Source organism: Deferrivibrio sp., assembly GCF_055117995.1.
In genome coordinates, this window is the sequence record NZ_JBSQOT010000001.1 from 1 (window position 1) to 16,126 (window position 16,126).

17 protein-coding genes and 1 tRNA gene are annotated in these 16,126 nt (G+C 33.4%); 4 read left to right on the plus strand and 14 right to left on the minus strand.

Annotated elements, in window-relative coordinates; genetic code table 11:
• The 3 genes from dctP to ACTCAF_RS00015 form a co-directional block, all read left to right on the plus strand.
• On the plus strand, positions 1 to 429 hold a 429-nt coding region (gene dctP / locus ACTCAF_RS00005), incomplete at its 5' end, for a TRAP transporter substrate-binding protein DctP (RefSeq protein WP_463061245.1).
• Between the two features lie 66 nt (positions 430 to 495).
• Positions 496 to 1,020: a TRAP transporter small permease gene (locus tag ACTCAF_RS00010; RefSeq protein WP_463061246.1), complete on the plus strand. Its 525-nt coding sequence runs from the start codon at positions 496 to 498 to the stop codon at positions 1,018 to 1,020.
• Complete coding sequence (locus ACTCAF_RS00015) at positions 1,020 to 2,303, plus strand: TRAP transporter large permease (protein WP_463061247.1); 1,284 nt, start codon at positions 1,020 to 1,022, stop codon at positions 2,301 to 2,303. The genes ACTCAF_RS00010 and ACTCAF_RS00015 overlap by 1 nt, the downstream gene beginning before the upstream one ends.
• 26 nt (positions 2,304 to 2,329) lie before the next feature.
• Here the strand turns inward: ACTCAF_RS00015 and ACTCAF_RS00020 are convergent, their stop codons facing one another.
• Positions 2,330 to 3,202: a hypothetical protein gene (locus tag ACTCAF_RS00020; RefSeq protein WP_463061248.1), complete on the minus strand. Its 873-nt coding sequence runs from the start codon at positions 3,200 to 3,202 to the stop codon at positions 2,330 to 2,332.
• A 52-nt stretch (positions 3,203 to 3,254) separates the two neighbouring features.
• On the opposite strand from ACTCAF_RS00020, the gene ACTCAF_RS00025 reads away from it, so the two are divergent.
• On the plus strand, positions 3,255 to 3,434 hold the full coding sequence (locus ACTCAF_RS00025) for a hypothetical protein (protein WP_463061249.1): 180 nt from the start codon (positions 3,255 to 3,257) through the stop codon (positions 3,432 to 3,434).
• Positions 3,435 to 3,805: 371 nt separating this feature from the next.
• On the opposite strand, the gene ACTCAF_RS00030 is transcribed toward ACTCAF_RS00025, so the two are convergent.
• The 13 genes from ACTCAF_RS00030 to ACTCAF_RS00090 all read right to left on the minus strand — a co-directional run bounded on the left by ACTCAF_RS00030 (position 3,806) and on the right by ACTCAF_RS00090 (position 16,069).
• Positions 3,806 to 4,780, minus strand: coding sequence for a DctP family TRAP transporter solute-binding subunit (locus ACTCAF_RS00030; protein WP_463061250.1), 975 nt, complete (start codon positions 4,778 to 4,780; stop codon positions 3,806 to 3,808).
• A complete protein-coding gene (locus ACTCAF_RS00035) occupies positions 4,777 to 6,135 on the minus strand; it encodes a sigma-54-dependent transcriptional regulator (RefSeq protein WP_463061251.1) in 1,359 nt (452 codons plus the stop codon). The genes ACTCAF_RS00030 and ACTCAF_RS00035 overlap by 4 nt, the downstream gene beginning before the upstream one ends.
• Positions 6,122 to 8,311: a PAS domain-containing sensor histidine kinase gene (locus tag ACTCAF_RS00040; RefSeq protein ID WP_463061252.1), complete on the minus strand. Its 2,190-nt coding sequence runs from the start codon at positions 8,309 to 8,311 to the stop codon at positions 6,122 to 6,124. Before ACTCAF_RS00040 ends, ACTCAF_RS00035 begins: the two co-directional genes overlap by 14 nt.
• Complete coding sequence (locus ACTCAF_RS00045) at positions 8,304 to 8,792, minus strand: tRNA (cytidine(34)-2'-O)-methyltransferase (protein ID WP_463061253.1); 489 nt, start codon at positions 8,790 to 8,792, stop codon at positions 8,304 to 8,306. The genes ACTCAF_RS00040 and ACTCAF_RS00045 overlap by 8 nt, the downstream gene beginning before the upstream one ends.
• Positions 8,793 to 9,149, minus strand: coding sequence for a ribosome silencing factor (gene rsfS, locus ACTCAF_RS00050; protein WP_463061254.1), 357 nt, complete (start codon positions 9,147 to 9,149; stop codon positions 8,793 to 8,795). It lies immediately after the preceding gene.
• Between the two features lie 6 nt (positions 9,150 to 9,155).
• Complete coding sequence (nadD, locus tag ACTCAF_RS00055) at positions 9,156 to 9,794, minus strand: nicotinate-nucleotide adenylyltransferase (RefSeq protein ID WP_463061255.1); 639 nt, start codon at positions 9,792 to 9,794, stop codon at positions 9,156 to 9,158.
• Positions 9,795 to 9,806: 12 nt separating this feature from the next.
• Positions 9,807 to 11,042 carry a glutamate-5-semialdehyde dehydrogenase gene (locus ACTCAF_RS00060; RefSeq protein WP_463061256.1) on the minus strand — a complete coding sequence of 412 codons (1,236 nt, stop codon included), beginning with the start codon at positions 11,040 to 11,042 and terminating at the stop codon, positions 9,807 to 9,809.
• An 11-nt stretch (positions 11,043 to 11,053) separates the two neighbouring features.
• On the minus strand, positions 11,054 to 12,184 hold the full coding sequence (gene proB, locus ACTCAF_RS00065; protein ID WP_463061257.1) for a glutamate 5-kinase: 1,131 nt from the start codon (positions 12,182 to 12,184) through the stop codon (positions 11,054 to 11,056).
• Between the two features lie 14 nt (positions 12,185 to 12,198).
• Positions 12,199 to 12,274: transfer RNA gene (locus ACTCAF_RS00070), tRNA-Gln, on the minus strand.
• A gap of 62 nt (positions 12,275 to 12,336) precedes the next feature.
• Positions 12,337 to 13,029 carry a CBS domain-containing protein gene (locus ACTCAF_RS00075; RefSeq protein WP_463061258.1) on the minus strand — a complete coding sequence of 231 codons (693 nt, stop codon included), beginning with the start codon at positions 13,027 to 13,029 and terminating at the stop codon, positions 12,337 to 12,339.
• A 3-nt stretch (positions 13,030 to 13,032) separates the two neighbouring features.
• Positions 13,033 to 14,181, minus strand: coding sequence for a phenylacetate--CoA ligase family protein (locus ACTCAF_RS00080; protein ID WP_463061259.1), 1,149 nt, complete (start codon positions 14,179 to 14,181; stop codon positions 13,033 to 13,035).
• On the minus strand, positions 14,178 to 14,963 hold the full coding sequence (locus tag ACTCAF_RS00085) for an ABC transporter ATP-binding protein (RefSeq protein ID WP_463061260.1): 786 nt from the start codon (positions 14,961 to 14,963) through the stop codon (positions 14,178 to 14,180). The genes ACTCAF_RS00080 and ACTCAF_RS00085 overlap by 4 nt, the downstream gene beginning before the upstream one ends.
• A complete protein-coding gene (locus ACTCAF_RS00090; RefSeq protein ID WP_463061261.1) occupies positions 14,963 to 16,069 on the minus strand; it encodes an ABC transporter substrate-binding protein in 1,107 nt (368 codons plus the stop codon). Before ACTCAF_RS00090 ends, ACTCAF_RS00085 begins: the two co-directional genes overlap by 1 nt.
• Positions 16,070 to 16,126: the final 57 nt, after the last annotated feature.

Here is a 16,126-nt window from a genome sequence, read left to right on the forward strand (position 1 = left end):
CCTCATGTGTTGCCATTTTCAGAAGTTTATTCAGCATTGCAGCAGGGGGTAGTTGATGGCGCTGAAAATCCATGGTCAAATTTTTATACTCAAAAGTTTTATGAAGTTCAGAAATATGTGACAGTTAGTTACCATGGCTACCTTGGTTATATGCTTGTTACAAGTAAACTTTTTATGAAACAGCTTCCTGATGATTTGAAAAAGATATTTCTTGATTCTGTAAAGGAAGCAACAGAGTATGAAAGAAAATTGGCAAAAGAGCTGGATGAATATTACTATAACAAAGTTAAAGAATTGAATAAGCTTGAAATTTATGAACTTTCTGAAGCAGAAAAGAAAGTATGGCAGCAAACTATGATGAAAATATATCCTGAATTCTACGATGTAGTTGGCAAGGAATATATTGAAGCTGCACTTGCAATCAATTAATTAAATTTTAAAGCAGACCCGAATATATAGTCCGGGTCTGCATTTTTTTATCCCGGGAGAGAGATAATGAAGGATTTATTTGAAAAGCTTGATAAGTATCTTGACTATTTTAACATGACAATAATGACCATCATGATGGCAGTGGCAACTGTGCTTGCTTTCATAAACGTGGTTTTAAGATATGTTTTTGGAACATCACTTACATGGGCCGGTGAGTTGACGTCTTATCTTTTTATATGGTCGGCTCTTTTTGGCTCAGCTTATGGGTTTAAAGTTGGACTTCATATAGGGGTAACAGCCATTATCCAGGCACTAAAGCCCAAAATCTCAAAAATTGTATTAACATTTTCACTTGTAGTTATTTTCATTTATCTGTGTCTTATAGTTAAATGGGGTTATGATTTTGTAATTTTTAACTATGAGCTTGAGCAAGTTTCAATAGATCTGCAAATGCCATTCTGGATAATTTACCTGTGTGTACCGATAAGTATGTCTATTGCAGCTTATCAGGTACTTATTAAAATAATAAAAACGATAAAAATACCTTCCGATAAATTCAGCTATGATATGGTAATGAAGGAGCAGCACTGATGATAACGGCTATATTATTTTCTTTACTTTTTATATCACTTTTGCTTGGAATCCCTATTGCTGTTGCCCTGGGACTTGCCACTTCTTTTACAATGCTCGTCTTTACTGACATTCCTGCTCTGGTTATAGCCCAGAAGATGTTTACTTCTATTGATAAATTTGCCCTGATGGCAATTCCTCTTTTTGTGCTCGCCGGTAACTTTCTTTCTCAAGGTGGAGCAGCTGAAAGAATTATTCGTTTTGCAAAGGCAATGGTTGGTCATCTCCCCGGCGGACTGCCTATGAGCGCAATTTTTGCTTGTATTATTTTTGCTGCAGTAAGCGGCTCATCTCCTGCAACGGTTGCAGCAATCGGCTCAATTATGATTGGCGCTATTAAAGATGCTGGCTATAGTGAGAAATTTTCTGTTGGTTCAATTGTATCAGCAGGGTCTCTTGGGATTTTGATACCGCCTTCAATTGTATTAATTGTTTACGGTGTTACGGTTGATCAATCAATCGGAAAACTTTTTATGGCTGGTTTTATCCCCGGAATATTCCTTGGCGGGATGCTTATGCTTGTAACTTACTTCGCCGCAAGAAAAGCCGGATTTAAAAAGGAACAAAGAGCATCAAACAAAGAAATTTTTATTTCATTTAAAGAATCCATATGGGCACTACTGGTTATAGTTATTGTAATTGGCGGAATATATGGCGGTGTCTTTACACCGACCGAAGCTGCTGCCGTATCTGCTGTGTATGGATTTGTAGTAGTAAAATTTATCTACAAAGACTTGAAATGGAAAGATGTGCCTCGAATAATCATGCATTCTGCTGCAACTTCTGCAATGATTTTATTTATTATTGCTAATGCCATGCTATTTGCGTACTTTCTGACAGTTCAACAAATCCCTCAGGCACTTGCCCAGTGGATTATAGATATGAATTTCAGCAAAGTAGTATTTTTGATATTTGTAAACATACTCCTTTTAATCGGCGGAAATTTTATGGAACCCTCAAGTCTTATTATGATTCTTGCACCACTGATTTTCCCTGCAGCGATGAAGCTTGGTATTGACCCAATTCACCTTGGTATAATAATCACAGTAAATATGGAAATAGGTATGCTCACCCCTCCGGTGGGGCTCAATCTTTTTGTTGCAAGTGGTATTTCGGGGATGAGTTTACAACAGGTAATCAAAGCATCTATGCCATGGTTTTTTGCTCTTTTAATAGGACTTTTAATAATTACTTATATCCCTCAAATTTCATTGTTTTTGCCAAACCTGATTTATAAATTCTAAGACACTGGGGGCTTTTGCCCCCTTTATTAAATTATAAAATAGATTAAAAAAGAAAGTGCGCCTAACAAAATAAAGTCAAGAGATATAATATCATTTATATCAAAAGTTTTTAAGGAAAGTTTTTTCCTTAGTACACTTCCTGACAACTCTTTTATATTGCCAATCAGCCCCATGGAAACAAAACTCAAGAAAGATATTAAAAAAGCATATTTATTTATCTGATAAGTTGTTATAAGATTATTATATATTGGAAACAATAAAAGGATAATACCTAAAGGGTCAAGAAGATCCATCATCAAAAACGATATAACATATATAAAAATGATAATAAATCCACTTTCAGAGACAAGCAAAGCAAGATTTTCAATTAAAGCATCGGTAGAGCCGGAAAATATACTATAAAAATTAAAAATATTTATAAAATATATGACCGAAACAATTATTCCTGTTCTGATAAACGCATTTTTTGCAGAAATTATAGTTAATTCAACATTAAAGTTTCTGTCAAACACAATAAGTAACAGTGAATATAAAAATAATATCTGCGAAATTGTATCGATAGGAAGGGACAATATAAAAATAAGAAGATAAAGCAACAAGCAGTATATTGTAACAGATAATATATTGTAAAGTCTGATATTTTTATTAATTACCGGATTAAAATTTTTTTTGAATAACAGAAAATAGTAACATATAAGTAAAAACAAAACATAAGAAAATGATATGAGAATAGTTTTCTTCAACGACGCGCCCAGTATCGAAGTAAATATTATGAGAGGGATTGAAATAGGGGCTATGTAGCTTATTACAGAAAGGAAAAAATAACCCCTCACAAAATTTTTTTGTTCGTTAAATTCTTCCGTGTTAAAATCTCTACTTAAAACTTTGCTAAATATCACACTCGAAGATATAACGGTGCAAATTGACAGAAAATATATGACGTAACTTAATATGTTTTTTCCAAAAGCGCTAAAGACTGCATTCTTAAACTTTTTAGTATATCCAAAATTTAATAATATCTCTGAAGATAAAAGAAAAAATGGAACAGATATAATTTCCGGTGTTGTAATAAGGTTTGTAAAATTATTATTGAAAATAAAAAGTGTTTGGGAAGAATCAAACCCCAGGTAAATTGAAAGTATAATAATTGATACAAAAAACACTGAGCTTAAAGAAAAGGAAAACAAACCCAAAAACAAAAAATTTATAAATAAAACCAGATAGCTAACCATAACTAACAAACACACTTAAAATTAGTATTATCAGAAAAGAAAGATATAATAATTTGCTTAACCACTCAAAACTATATTTAAATTTTGTATCTATCATATAGAATTTATTAAAAACAAGGGGCATAAAAAGAAATATCAAAAACATTATCATAAGCAAAATATTTCTTAAAATGGGGATGTTTTGATTGGTAAGAAAAAAATCGTAGAAGATATTGAGCATGCTTATGAAAATCATAATGATAAAAAGTGATATAAAAAATATGTTTTTCATTATAGATTACCTATCTCCTCCAATATTTCACCGGAAATAACTGATTTGAAGGTATTTTCATAGTTTTTATAAAAACTTTTCCATTTGGATATAAGGTTATCGGAGAGAGTAATTATTTTCATATTTTTTGCTTCAAGCTTTATCATTTCATAACTGTATTCATTATCTTTTATGGCAAGGTTGTATTCGTATAAGGTTGCTTTTTGCATGGCATCGAGGATAATATCTCTAAAATCCTGACTTAAAGAATTCCAGAATTTTTCCGACACAATTACGGCATAACCAAGATAACCATGTTTTGAAACGGTCAAATAATCCTGTACAGTGTATAATTTCTGATAATATATATTGCTAAATGTATTTTCCTGACCATCCAGGACACCCTCCTCCATAAGATTTTTCAGGTTAGAAAATGCCTTTACGTAAGGTTTTGCTCCGGCAACCATAAATTGATAATTTAGAATATTGCTCCCCATTGTCCTGAATCTGAGTCCTCTCATATCTTCAGGCAGTCTGATTTCTTTACCATTATTAGTGATGTGTTTAAAACCATTATCCCAGAATGCCAGCACTCTTATCCCTTTTTTGAAAGCTTTTTTCTTCAGGAGCTCACCTACTTTCCCATTGTACGCACGATGTATGGTATAAATATCTGAGAATAAAAATGGTATATCAAATACCTGAAAGTCGGAAACAAAGAAACTAAGTTTTGAAAAGCTCGGGGCTGCCATCTGGACAAGATTATTTTTCAGTGCATTTACAACGGTTATATCATCAAACAGAATTCCCCGTGGGTATATATACACTTTTATTTTTCCATTGCTTTTTTCTTCGACGAGATTTTTGAAAAAAACAGCAGCCTTGCCTTTTGGACTATTTTCACTTACCACATGGCTAAATCTAATTACAGTTTCCTGACTGTAAGCATGTTGTATAATAACAAAAAATATGAATAAATATATTATGACTCTCATTTTTTTAAATATTTACTTATTTTTCTGTGGATTGTAGCTGGATTTAGTTTTGCAATCTTGCTGGCTTTAAGTATGTTGCCATCACAAGTATCAAGCAAACTTTTAAGGTATATTCTTTCAAATTCAGCACGTGCTTTATCATATTGTTTTACAAAGTCCTTTTTGTCTGCAATTAATTCACCTTCTTTCTGAAGAATTATATTATCATTGGTCAATACATCTCTATCTGAAAGGGCAACAGCCCTTTCTATGACATTTTCAAGCTCCCTCACATTCCCAGGCCAGAAATAATCATAAAATCTTTTAAAAATATCCGGCTCAATCTTTGCAATCTGCTTCCCAAATTCCTTGGAATACTTTTTTACAAAAAACTCAACCAGGTAAGGAATATCTTCTTTCCTGTCCCTTAAAGGCGGAATATGAAAATTGATTACATTTATCCTGTAGTATAAATCCTGCCTAAAAAGTTTCTGCTCCACGAGCTCTTCAAGATTTCTATTAGTAGCGCAAATAAGTCTTATATCGACATCCACAGGCTCCACTGAGCCTACTTTTGTTATCTTTTTTTCCTGAATGGCCCTCAAAAGTTTTGCCTGAAGATTTAAAGAGGTCTCACCTATTTCGTCAAGAAAAAGTGTACCTTTATTTGCTTCTTCAAAATATCCCTTTTTAGTGGTATCAGCTCCGGTAAATGTCCCTTTTACGTAACCAAAAAATAAGCTTTCCTGTAAATTTTCCGGGATTGCAGAGCAGTTTATTTCAAGAAACCTCTGATTTTTTCTGTTACTCATATTATGTATCGCTTTGGCTATCAATTCTTTTCCAGTACCAGACTCACCGGTAATCAAAACTGTACTATTTATACCTGCAATTTTTTTTACCGTATTTATGATTTCTATCATTTTTTTGCTTTTTGCTATTATGTTTGAGATGCCATATATGTCGTTTATATTTTTTTCCAAAATTTTTATACGGCTTTTAAGATTGTAGTTTTCTATCCCTTTTTGGACTCTGCTTAATATATCATCTATGTTATCGAATGGTTTTGTAATGTAATCGTAAGCTCCTTTTTTAATGGCTTCAACAGCCCTTTCTATTGTGCCGTATCCTGTAATCATAATAAAAGTTATCTCAGGCCAGTTCTTTTTAACTATATCAAGGACTTCAAAACCGCTCATCTCCGGCATAAGATGATCACATATTACAAGGCTTGGTTTTATGTCAGGTATTTTATTTAAAGCATCAGTAGCAGATAAAAACTTAAAGATTTCAATATCTTCATCCGCAAACAAAGCTTCAAAAAACTCAAGACTAAATCTTTCGTCATCAATTACCAATACTTTATCTTTCTGCATTTATAACAATCCTGAATATGGTGTATTTGTCCTTTTCAGATTCTACCTCAATATCCCAACCATGCTCTTTAATTATACCATGTGTAATAGATAATCCAAGCCCGGTACCCTTCCCTTGAGATTTTGTTGTAAAAAATGGGTCAAAAATTTTATCAATAACTTCTTTATCAATCCCTTTGCCGTCGTCTTTTATTTCAATAATATATTTATCATTCTCATACAAGGAATTTATCCAGATATTTCCACCTTTGTCCACAGCATCAATTGCGTTTGAAAGGAGATTTAAAAATATTTGGTGGACTTTACCTTTGTTTCCCTTGACTTTAATGTCTTGTAAATTGTTATGAATATTTACTTTTTCATTTCTTATCCTGCTTCCCAGTATTTTTAAGGCAAAACCAACACTTTCTGAAATTTCAAACATTTCATCCTTATTAATATTTTGCCTTGCATAAGAAAGCAGATTTTCTACAATTCTTTTTGTTTCCATGCCTGCATCAATAATTACTTCAACAATCTTTCTGGAAGCGTTGTCTTTAAGATTCTTTGACAGCACCTGTGCCATATTGAGTATTCCCACAAGAGGGTTATTAATTTCATGTGCAACCCCTCCTGCAAGAAGCCCCAATGCTGACAACTTTTCAGATTGAATCACCTGAGCCTCTAACTCTTTAATCTTACTCATGTCTTTTATTACACATATATATTCCACATTGTTTTCAATCATAAGTTTTGATACGGAAATCTGAACAGGGACAGGCTTCAATTCATTTACAATAAGCTGACAATTAAAGTTTTTAATGCTTTCATTTCTGCTTATTTCATCTATTGTTTTGCTATCAAATATTTTTCTTAAATTTACAGGTTTTAAATCAGATTTTATTAACTTTAAGGCCTCATTGTTGATGGTTTTTATTTCATAATCCATATCGAAAGTAAATATTGCTTCAGGAGAATTATATACAATGTTTTTAAGGTATGTTTCACTTTTAATAATCTCGTTCTGGATTCTCACTGAATCGGTAATATCTTTTATAACTGCAACTGTGGCAATAGTTTGCCCGTAATCATTCAAAATAGGTGACCATACAATCTCATAATTGCCATTTGTGCCTTTAAGAAAATTATCTACTCTTACACTTTCAGATTTTCCTTCGTTACGTACCAATTTAAGTCTGCAGAATTTGCATGTCTCATTTACACCGTGAAGGATTTTGAAGCATTTGTCCTGTTTGAAACTACCTATTCTTTCTTCAAGAAACTTATTGTACCACAATAAATTGTAATCATTATCAATAAGACATACCCCTTCGGTAATTGATTCAACAATTTTTTGAAATTTTTCGTGCTCAAACTTAAAAAGTTTCTCATACTTTTCTTTTTCAAAAAGATATCTGCTTAAAAATGATTTCAGAAAAAACAAAACTATTACAAACATAAGCCCAAAGAAAAAAGACACTATTGTAAATTTTTCACCTTTTTTGGCTAACGCTGCCAGATAATCACTTTTCTGCGAGTAGATAAACAAATAAAAATTATTGTTGTGTATTTTTTTGAGAGAAAATATGTTGTTTTTATCTTTTAGAATAGTAGTGCCGTTATTTTCGTCAAAAATTACTTTATTTATTACTCTTCTTAAATCTATGTATTCACCGGAGTATATTAAGCCTTTATCTTTATCATATATCCCAACCTTTTCCCCATACAGAGAATAATTTCCATTTAAAAAATTCATTTCCTGAAAAATCAATATTTTTTTTGTTCCATCAATTTTGATGATACCAAAAATATTTCTGTCATCCAGTTTTGAAAAAAATATTCCTGTATTTTGTAGCCTATTGATAGTTGTCAAAACAAAATCTTCTCCAAATCCAATATTGGAGCCTATTATATTTCCATTATCCATCACAATAAATTTTGTTTTGGCATCGTATTCAACAACATAAGGGATGTTTTCATAGTCATCGGCAAGTTTGCTCATATTGATTATTCTAAAATCGATATCTGATAAAATCTTATCAATTATCTTTTCGTGTACCGTAAATATAAATGTTTCAAGTTTTTTATTACTTTTTGTGTCTATAAATATTGCAAATGAGGCGGTAAACAAAAGAAGTATTAGCAAAAAAACAATAAACTCAAAATAATTAAAATCCTTTGCTATTTTTTTAAACATTTATGCCTCTGAAATCCATCTGCCTTAAATAATCATAAATTACAAGGGCAACAGAGTTTGATAGGTTTAGGCTTCTTATATGTTTATCATTCATAGGTATAAAATATCTTTGAGATTTAAACATTGAATGCAGCGAATCCGGCAAACCTTCGGTTTCATTACCAAAAACAAATAATACCTCTTTCTTATTGTTCAAAGCATCTTCATATATTTTATCATACCTTTTATTTCCAAATTTGGTTACCATGGCATAATAATATTCATCGGGAGGATATTTATCTAAGAAAAATTGAATCGAATCAATTGTTTCAAGGTCAACATATTCCCAGTAGTCAAGACCTGCTCTCTTTAAATATTTGTCATCAAGACTAAAACCAAGCTTGCCAACCAATATAAGTCTTCCATTAATTCCAGCGGCAAGTCTAGCAATATTGCCTGTATTTTGGGGTATTTGTGGGTTAATTAAGGCTATTTTTAGCATTTAACCGATTTGATCTTCAAGAGTGTATTTCGGACATCCCCCCCAGATATTTTCAAGGCTATAATAAACTCTTTCCTGCTCACCTATAATATTCACCAGAATCTGCCCATAATCGATACATACCCATTTTGAGCTTCCGTAACCATCAATATTAAGAGGGATTATACCGAAATCTTTTTTAAACGTTTCCGTCACATAATCGCAAAGAGCTTTAATGTGTATATCAGAATTACCGGAACATATTAAAATAAAATCTGCAAGTGATGACACTTTTGATATATCAAAGGCAATTATATCTTCCCCTTTTTTGTCATCCAACAGCTCAAACGCCTTTTTTAACATATCTTTACTTTCCATCAAAAATTACACCTCCTTATATAGATTCTTTTTCCTTATATATTCAACAACAGATTTCGGCAAAAATGAGGAAATTTCGCCTGAATTTAATAGGTTTCTGATTTGCGTACTTGAAATATCAATCTCCTTTGCTTTAAAAATGACAACTCTACCGTAAAGGGTATTTTCAAAATTATCAAGATTTCTTATTATTGACAATATATTTTCAGGTAATTTCGTAAAAAGCTCCACAAAAGAAAGCTCTTTTCTGTTTATTACAATAAAGTTTGCAAGTTCAAAAAGTTTGGTCCAATTATTCCAAGTTTGAATTGTAGCAAAAATATCTGTACCGGTAACAAAAAATAATTGGGCATCCGGATAATTTTTTCTGAAATGTTTTAATGTCAAATATGTATATGATACCCCTTTTTTTCTTATTTCAAAATCAGATACAAAGAAATTTCCTTTCATATTCTCTATTGCAAGTTTTACCATTTCATATCTATCTCTTGCCGGAGTAAGTCCCAAATTTTTATGGGGTGGTATTTTCGATGGAATAAAATGAAGCTCATCAAGTTTAAAATTATCGTAAACAGCTTGCGCTATATTCAGATGTCCAATATGTATCGGATTAAAAGTACCTCCCAAAAGCCCAATTTTCTTCAATTTAACCTCTTATTAATTCCTGACCTGTCCGTTTCCATATATCAAATACTTTGTGGTAGTAAGGTCAAAAGCACCCATAGGACCGCGACAATGAAGTTTCTGAGTACTGATACCGATTTCGGCCCCCAGCCCAAATTCTGCGCCATCAGTAAATCTTGTTGAAGCATTTACATAAACAGCTGCAGCATCTACTTTATTCAAGAATTCCTGCGCATTTGAATAGTTTTCGGTAACTATTGCCTCTGAATGTCCTGAGCCATACTTGTTTATATGCTCAATTGCAGACTTAACACTATCAACTACTTTAATCGAGATTTTAAGCGCAAGATATTCTGTCTGCCAATCCTCTTCTGTTGCCAATTTTGTATTGTATGTTTTTGAAACGACATCACAACCCACAATTTCCACGCCGGCACTTTTGTATTTTTCAATAAGCGTATCAAGCACATTTCTATATACATTTTTGTGTACAAGAAGCGTCTCAATGGCGTTGCATACACCTGGTCTTTGCACTTTAGCATTGTATGCTATATCAATCCCCTTTTTTATATCAGCAAATTCATCGATATATACATGACAAAGCCCTTTATCATGTTTTACAAGAGGGATAAGTGAGTTTTCAGTACAATACTTTATAAGCCCTTCACCACCTCTTGGTACAATTATGTCAATATACTGTTTTGCCTTTAACATTTTTTCCATCAAAACTCTATCAGGGTCATTCAAAACAATACAGACATTTTCTTGAATTTTCTCACTTAAAAGCGCTTCTTTTATTATGTTTCCCAGAGCCAGATTTGAATTTATAGCCTCTTTTCCCCCCCTCAATATGCAAACATTTCCTGATTTTATGCAAAGGGCAGCCGCATCAATAGTTACATTTGGCCTTGATTCATATATTATCCCAACGACTCCTATTGGAACTCTTACCTTGTAAATATTCAGTCCGTTAGGACGTCTGTATCCGCTGACTATTGACCCCACAGGGTCATCCTGTGCTATTATTTCTTTGACACCTGAAATCATTGAGTCAATTCTTTTATCATCGAGCTTTAGCCTGTCTATCAAGGCATCGCTTAGCCCATTTTTGACGCCGTTTTCAAGGTCTTTTTTATTTTCAGAAACAATATAATCTCTTTTTTCATCCAGAAAGTGAACAATCTTTTCTAAGATTGCATTTTTCTTTGCCGTTGTTTCCCCCATAAAACTGTATGAAGCGTTTTTTGCTTTAGCGAAAATTTCAGTCATAATATCCACCCTCACTTATAAGTTATTACCATATCATCTATATGGATAACCTCATCTGCCAATTTGTAGCCTAAAATTTCTGCAATTTGAGACGACTTTTTGCCCATTATTTTCTTCAAATCTTCAAAAGAGTACCTTACTTTGCCCCTTGCAATCTCAACTCTTTCAAGATTTACAACCCTTACAATATCACCTATATTAAACCTGCCGGTAATATCAACTATACCTGATGGCAAAAGAGATTTGTTGTTGTAAAGCGCATTCACTGCACCATCATCAATAATTATTTCCCCTTTTGCAATTGTTGCATATGCAAGCCAATGTTGTTTTTTACTTTTTCTATCGGAAACCATCCCAAAGAAAGTGCCAACTTCTTCATTGTTTAAAAATCTTTCAATATTTTTTGTGTCTTTACCGGAAACAATACCCACAAGGCAACCTGCATCAAGCGCCTTCTTTGCAGCAAGCAATTTTGAGCGCATCCCCCCGGTGCCAAGACCGCTTACAGAATCTCCTCCAAGATTTAACAGCTCTTCGTTAAAATACTTTACTTCGCTTATAAGTTTTGCATTTTTATCAACAGCAGGATTTTTGTCGTATAACCCTTCAACATCAGAGAGGATTAGAAGCAAATCAGCAGAAAGCAGACCTGAAACAAGCGCCGATAAGTTATCATTATCACCAAAAGTTTCATAATATTTGAGTTCATCTATTACCACTGAATCGTTTTCATTAATTATTGGTATTACTCCAAAATCAAAAAGTCTACGAATGGTATATCTGGCATTTAAATATCTTCTTCTGTTTGAAAAATCATCTTTGGTTATCAAAACCTGGCCAACATTTATTCCGTGTTTCATAAAACAGCTTTCATAACACTGAATAAGTCTTGTCTGCCCCACCGCTGCACAGGCTTGTTTATCAATAATATCTTTAGGTTTTCTTTCAAAACCTAAAACTTTAAATCCACATGCAACCGCTCCTGAAGAAACGATTACGATATTTTTTACTCTTTGTTTTATTTTGATTATTGTATCTGAAAGATTCTGGATAAATTCAAGATTTACTTCACCAGTAGAACCGGTAAGGATGCTGCTTCCTATCTTTATTACCAGTGTGTTAATTTCAGGCAAATTTCTCATAATAATATTAAAAATGGCAGGGGCGGCAGGACTCGAACCTACGAATGGCGGAACCAAAATCCGCTGCCTTACCAACTTGGCTACGCCCCTGCGAGGGAACATCTATATATTTAAAAACGATTAATATGTCAAGCATTTTTAAAAAATATTTTTTATTTATCCATTTTATAGATGGAAGTAATTCTGCCTTCCATCTCAAGTACATTTGTTACATTGTAACCACTGTCTTTCAACTCATTTATTGCATTATCAACATTATTTTTATCACCGCTTAACCTTATGACAATATCCCTTTTTTTATCATCCCTTTCTTTGGTGAAAAAAGTAGCAAGACTTATTATATTTAAATTATGTATTTTCAGAATTTTGGCAATTTCTGCTATGGCTCCAGGTTTATCTTCCACAGTAATATTCACCCTTGCTCCAGGCTTTCTCATCCCCATTGCTTCGACAAAAACATCAAACACATCAACGGCTGTTATGATACCAACGAGATTATCATTTTTTTCAACTACCGGCAACCCTCCAAATCGCATATCTCTCAATATCAATGCTGCCCTTTCAATAGGATCATCGGGGGAAACTGTTATGACATCCTTGGTCATTGCCTCTTTAACTTCAGTCTTTGCCAAAACATTGTGCATTTCATAAATATCAAGCGTGCTTGCCCTTGAAGGTGAAAATTCTTTAATATCTTTTTCAGTAATTATTCCTACCAATTTACCTCTTCTTAATACGGGTAGCCTCCTTATTTTGTGCTCCCTCATAAGATGTAAGGCATCCAGTACTGTATCGTCATATTCAACAGTCACCAAATTTGTTTTCATCCAGTCTTTTATAAACATATATTACCTCTTTTTGAAATAAGTTCTTTTTTCTATAATCTCTGACTTGTCAATTTTATCATCCAATATAATATCGTTCAAAGTCAATTTTAAAAAATCCTTAAATTTTTCCTTAAAATTTTCCACATCCTTATTCAGATAAGCTATCAGAAAATCTTTGTTATTTTCATCATTTACTATTTCAAGTCTGCAATTGACCCCCATCTTTTTGCAAAAATCCTCAAAATTCCAGCCATGAATAAAAACGCCTCTGACTTTTACTGATGAGTCTGTCCTGCCAAAAACCCCCAATATCCTTAAACTTTCCTTTTCACATCTGCACTTTTCACCTGTATAGGATACAAGATCACCGGTAGAATACCTCAACAAAGGATAATTTTTATTCAATAATGTAACTACAGCTTCACCGATTTCATTATCCTTCACATTTTTACCCGTATTGGGGTCTATTACTTCTAAAAATATTTCATTATCCAGATGCATTCCATCTTTGTATTCACACTCTGTTGCTATAAGGCCAACTTCGGCAGTCCCATACCCCTGGTATATTTCAATATTGTATTTCTGGCCAAGCTCTTTTCTCTCTTCATTTGTAATCTTTTCTGCAATAAGATATGCCTTAAGAAGGCTATTTTTGCTTCCAAGCTCATTTAAGACATTTTTTAAATAAGATTTAGTGCCTATAAAAGCAGTTGCTCCTGTATTTTTAATAACTTCGGCACATTTTGAAGATGGACATGGGCCTAAAGGGATAACTGTAGCTCCGATATTTCTAACAGCTTCATCAAACATTTCCCCTGCAGGGGTCAAATGATATGAGAAAGTATTGATAACTATATCGCAGTGCCCAAAGCTTGAATACTCAAGCGCCTTATAAAATCTATATTGAAAGTAGTTTTCCATAAAAAAATTATAAATAGGTCCTGGAGATTCAAATATTTTCAACGGACATTTATCAAAAAATTTGGCAAAATTTCCCACATCTCTGGAAAGCTCACTTAATTCTTTTCTGGTAATAGGTTTTATTTTTTTAAAATCATCATATTTTTTAATCTGCTCTATTTTTAAGCCTGATTCTTTAAGTCTGAAATTTATAAATTTATTTTCCCTATTTTGGGCAAGAAACCGAAGCACTTCTTCAAAGTTTGTCATGAAAGCCACCTTTTACGCCTTCTGTAATGCTTTACATTTCTGAATGATTTGTTTTCAGATGCCATGCCAAGATAAAACTCTTTAACATCTTCATTTTCAATTAATTCTTTACTTTCTCCTTCCATAACCACTCTTCCGTTTTCCATTATATAACCATAATCGGAGACTGAAAGCGCCATATTTGCATTTTGCTCCACAAGAAGTATAGTTGTATTTTCCTCTTTATTGAGCTTTTTGATAATATTGAATATTTCTTTTACAAGAAGAGGGCTCAGTCCAAGAGAAGGTTCATCCATTAAAATCATTTTGGGCTTGGCCATTAATGCCCTTCCTATTGCAAGCATCTGTTGCTCGCCACCACTCATATATCCTGCCAACTGATTCCTTCTTTCTTTTAATCTTGGGAAATAAGAATATACCTTATCTATATTTAAGTTTATGTCGGATTTGGATGAAGTATACCCGCCTGCAATCAGGTTTTCCTCTACCGTTAAATCTTTAAAAACCCTTCTGCCTTCCATTACCTGAAATATCCCCATTTTGACAATTTCGGCAGCATCTTTTTTATCTATTTTAGTCCCTTCAAATATAATATCGCCATCCGTTATTTCGCCGTTGTCTGGCCTAAGAAGACCGGAAACTGCCTTAAGAGTGGTAGTTTTGCCTGCACCATTTGAGCCAAGCAAGCACACAATACTACCTTTCTTGACCTCAAGGGATAACCCCTTGAGGACAAGAATTACATCATTGTAAACAACTTCAATATTGTTTATCTGTAACATTATTCCGCCGAAATATAGTCAGTTACAGGCACCATTTTGCCATTTTGAATCTGATATATCTTAAGGGCATTGACACCTTTGTGACTATCTTTAGTAAATGTGACAGGTGCAGTCAGCCCCATTGTATCAAAATCTTTAAAGCTTTCCAATGTCTTCTTAATATTTTCACCTGTCAACTCGCCTTTGGTCTGATTAAGCGCTGAAAGAAGCACATACATTGAAGAAAACCCCTGAATATAATTAATTTTTCTGTATGTTATATCGGGATTATATTTTTTGTTCAAGTCATGCAAAAACTGAATACCTTTTACATCTGTTTGCTCCCATAAGGCAAATGGGTTTGTACCGTAAAAGCCTTCTGCAGCATCTTTGGCAAGTTCAATTAAGGTTTTGCCAAATGTCCAGTTAAGCCCGATGAATTTTGTATCAACACCTAATTTTTTTGCGTCTTTCAAAATTGTTGAGGTAGCCATGTATGTTTCCTGCACAAGTGCATATTCCGCACCTGCCTTTGACAAATTTAAAAGCTGACTGGTAGCATCAAGGGCTTTGAGGTCAACTACCTGTTTATCAACCAATTCAACCCCTATTTTCTTTGCATACTCCTCTCCATCCGGAAAAAATGGAGATCTTCCAAATCCGGTATCATTATACACAAAAGCAACAGTCTTTTTCTTGCCATTTTCTTTGATAAATTTAAGCGCAATTCTTGCCTGGTCTGAGTAAGTCACACCCACAAGAAAGTTATAAGGATTGTTAGCAGGATTTGTTATATGTTCGGAATAAGATGCAGAAAAATATGGTATTTTGTCTTTTGTGATAAACTTTGATAAAGCCTCAGTATCACCGGTCCCCCAACCGTGAATAGCTACTACCTTTTTTCTCAAAAAATCTTTATAGGCGGCAATTGCCTGAGGAATTTTATATTGATAGTCCACCATAAGAAGATCAATCTCTTTACCATTCACTCCGCCATTTTCATTAAAGTATCTTACACAGTCCCTTATCCCATCTGCATATGGTTTTCCGACATCACCGGTCGGTCCGGTTAAATCTACAAGGGCACCGATAGTTACCTTATCTGCGGCATACACAATTTGAAACATAAAAAGTCCCAACAGTAAACAAAAAGCTTTTTCATAAGACATCCTCTTTTTTTATTT

Excerpts from the sequence above, each read along its gene's own strand:
- ACTCAF_RS00010 (WP_463061246.1), top strand. The coding sequence starts at position 496 with ATGAAGGATTTATTTGAAAAGCTTGATAAGTATCTTGACTATTTTAAC.
- ACTCAF_RS00015 (WP_463061247.1), top strand. The coding sequence starts at position 1,020 with ATGATAACGGCTATATTATTTTCTTTACTTTTTATATCACTTTTGCTT.
- ACTCAF_RS00025 (WP_463061249.1), top strand. The coding sequence starts at position 3,255 with ATGTTTTTTCCAAAAGCGCTAAAGACTGCATTCTTAAACTTTTTAGTA.
- ACTCAF_RS00030 (WP_463061250.1), bottom strand. The coding sequence starts at position 4,780 with ATGAGAGTCATAATATATTTATTCATATTTTTTGTTATTATACAACAT.
- ACTCAF_RS00035 (WP_463061251.1), bottom strand. The coding sequence starts at position 6,135 with ATGCAGAAAGATAAAGTATTGGTAATTGATGACGAAAGATTTAGTCTT.
- ACTCAF_RS00040 (WP_463061252.1), bottom strand. The coding sequence starts at position 8,311 with ATGTTTAAAAAAATAGCAAAGGATTTTAATTATTTTGAGTTTATTGTT.
- ACTCAF_RS00045 (WP_463061253.1), bottom strand. The coding sequence starts at position 8,792 with ATGCTAAAAATAGCCTTAATTAACCCACAAATACCCCAAAATACAGGC.
- rsfS (WP_463061254.1), bottom strand. The coding sequence starts at position 9,149 with ATGGAAAGTAAAGATATGTTAAAAAAGGCGTTTGAGCTGTTGGATGAC.
- ACTCAF_RS00060 (WP_463061256.1), bottom strand. The coding sequence starts at position 11,042 with ATGACTGAAATTTTCGCTAAAGCAAAAAACGCTTCATACAGTTTTATG.
- proB (WP_463061257.1), bottom strand. The coding sequence starts at position 12,184 with ATGAGAAATTTGCCTGAAATTAACACACTGGTAATAAAGATAGGAAGC.
- ACTCAF_RS00075 (WP_463061258.1), bottom strand. The coding sequence starts at position 13,029 with ATGTTTATAAAAGACTGGATGAAAACAAATTTGGTGACTGTTGAATAT.
- ACTCAF_RS00080 (WP_463061259.1), bottom strand. The coding sequence starts at position 14,181 with ATGACAAACTTTGAAGAAGTGCTTCGGTTTCTTGCCCAAAATAGGGAA.
- ACTCAF_RS00085 (WP_463061260.1), bottom strand. The coding sequence starts at position 14,963 with ATGTTACAGATAAACAATATTGAAGTTGTTTACAATGATGTAATTCTT.
- ACTCAF_RS00090 (WP_463061261.1), bottom strand. The coding sequence starts at position 16,069 with ATGTTTCAAATTGTGTATGCCGCAGATAAGGTAACTATCGGTGCCCTT.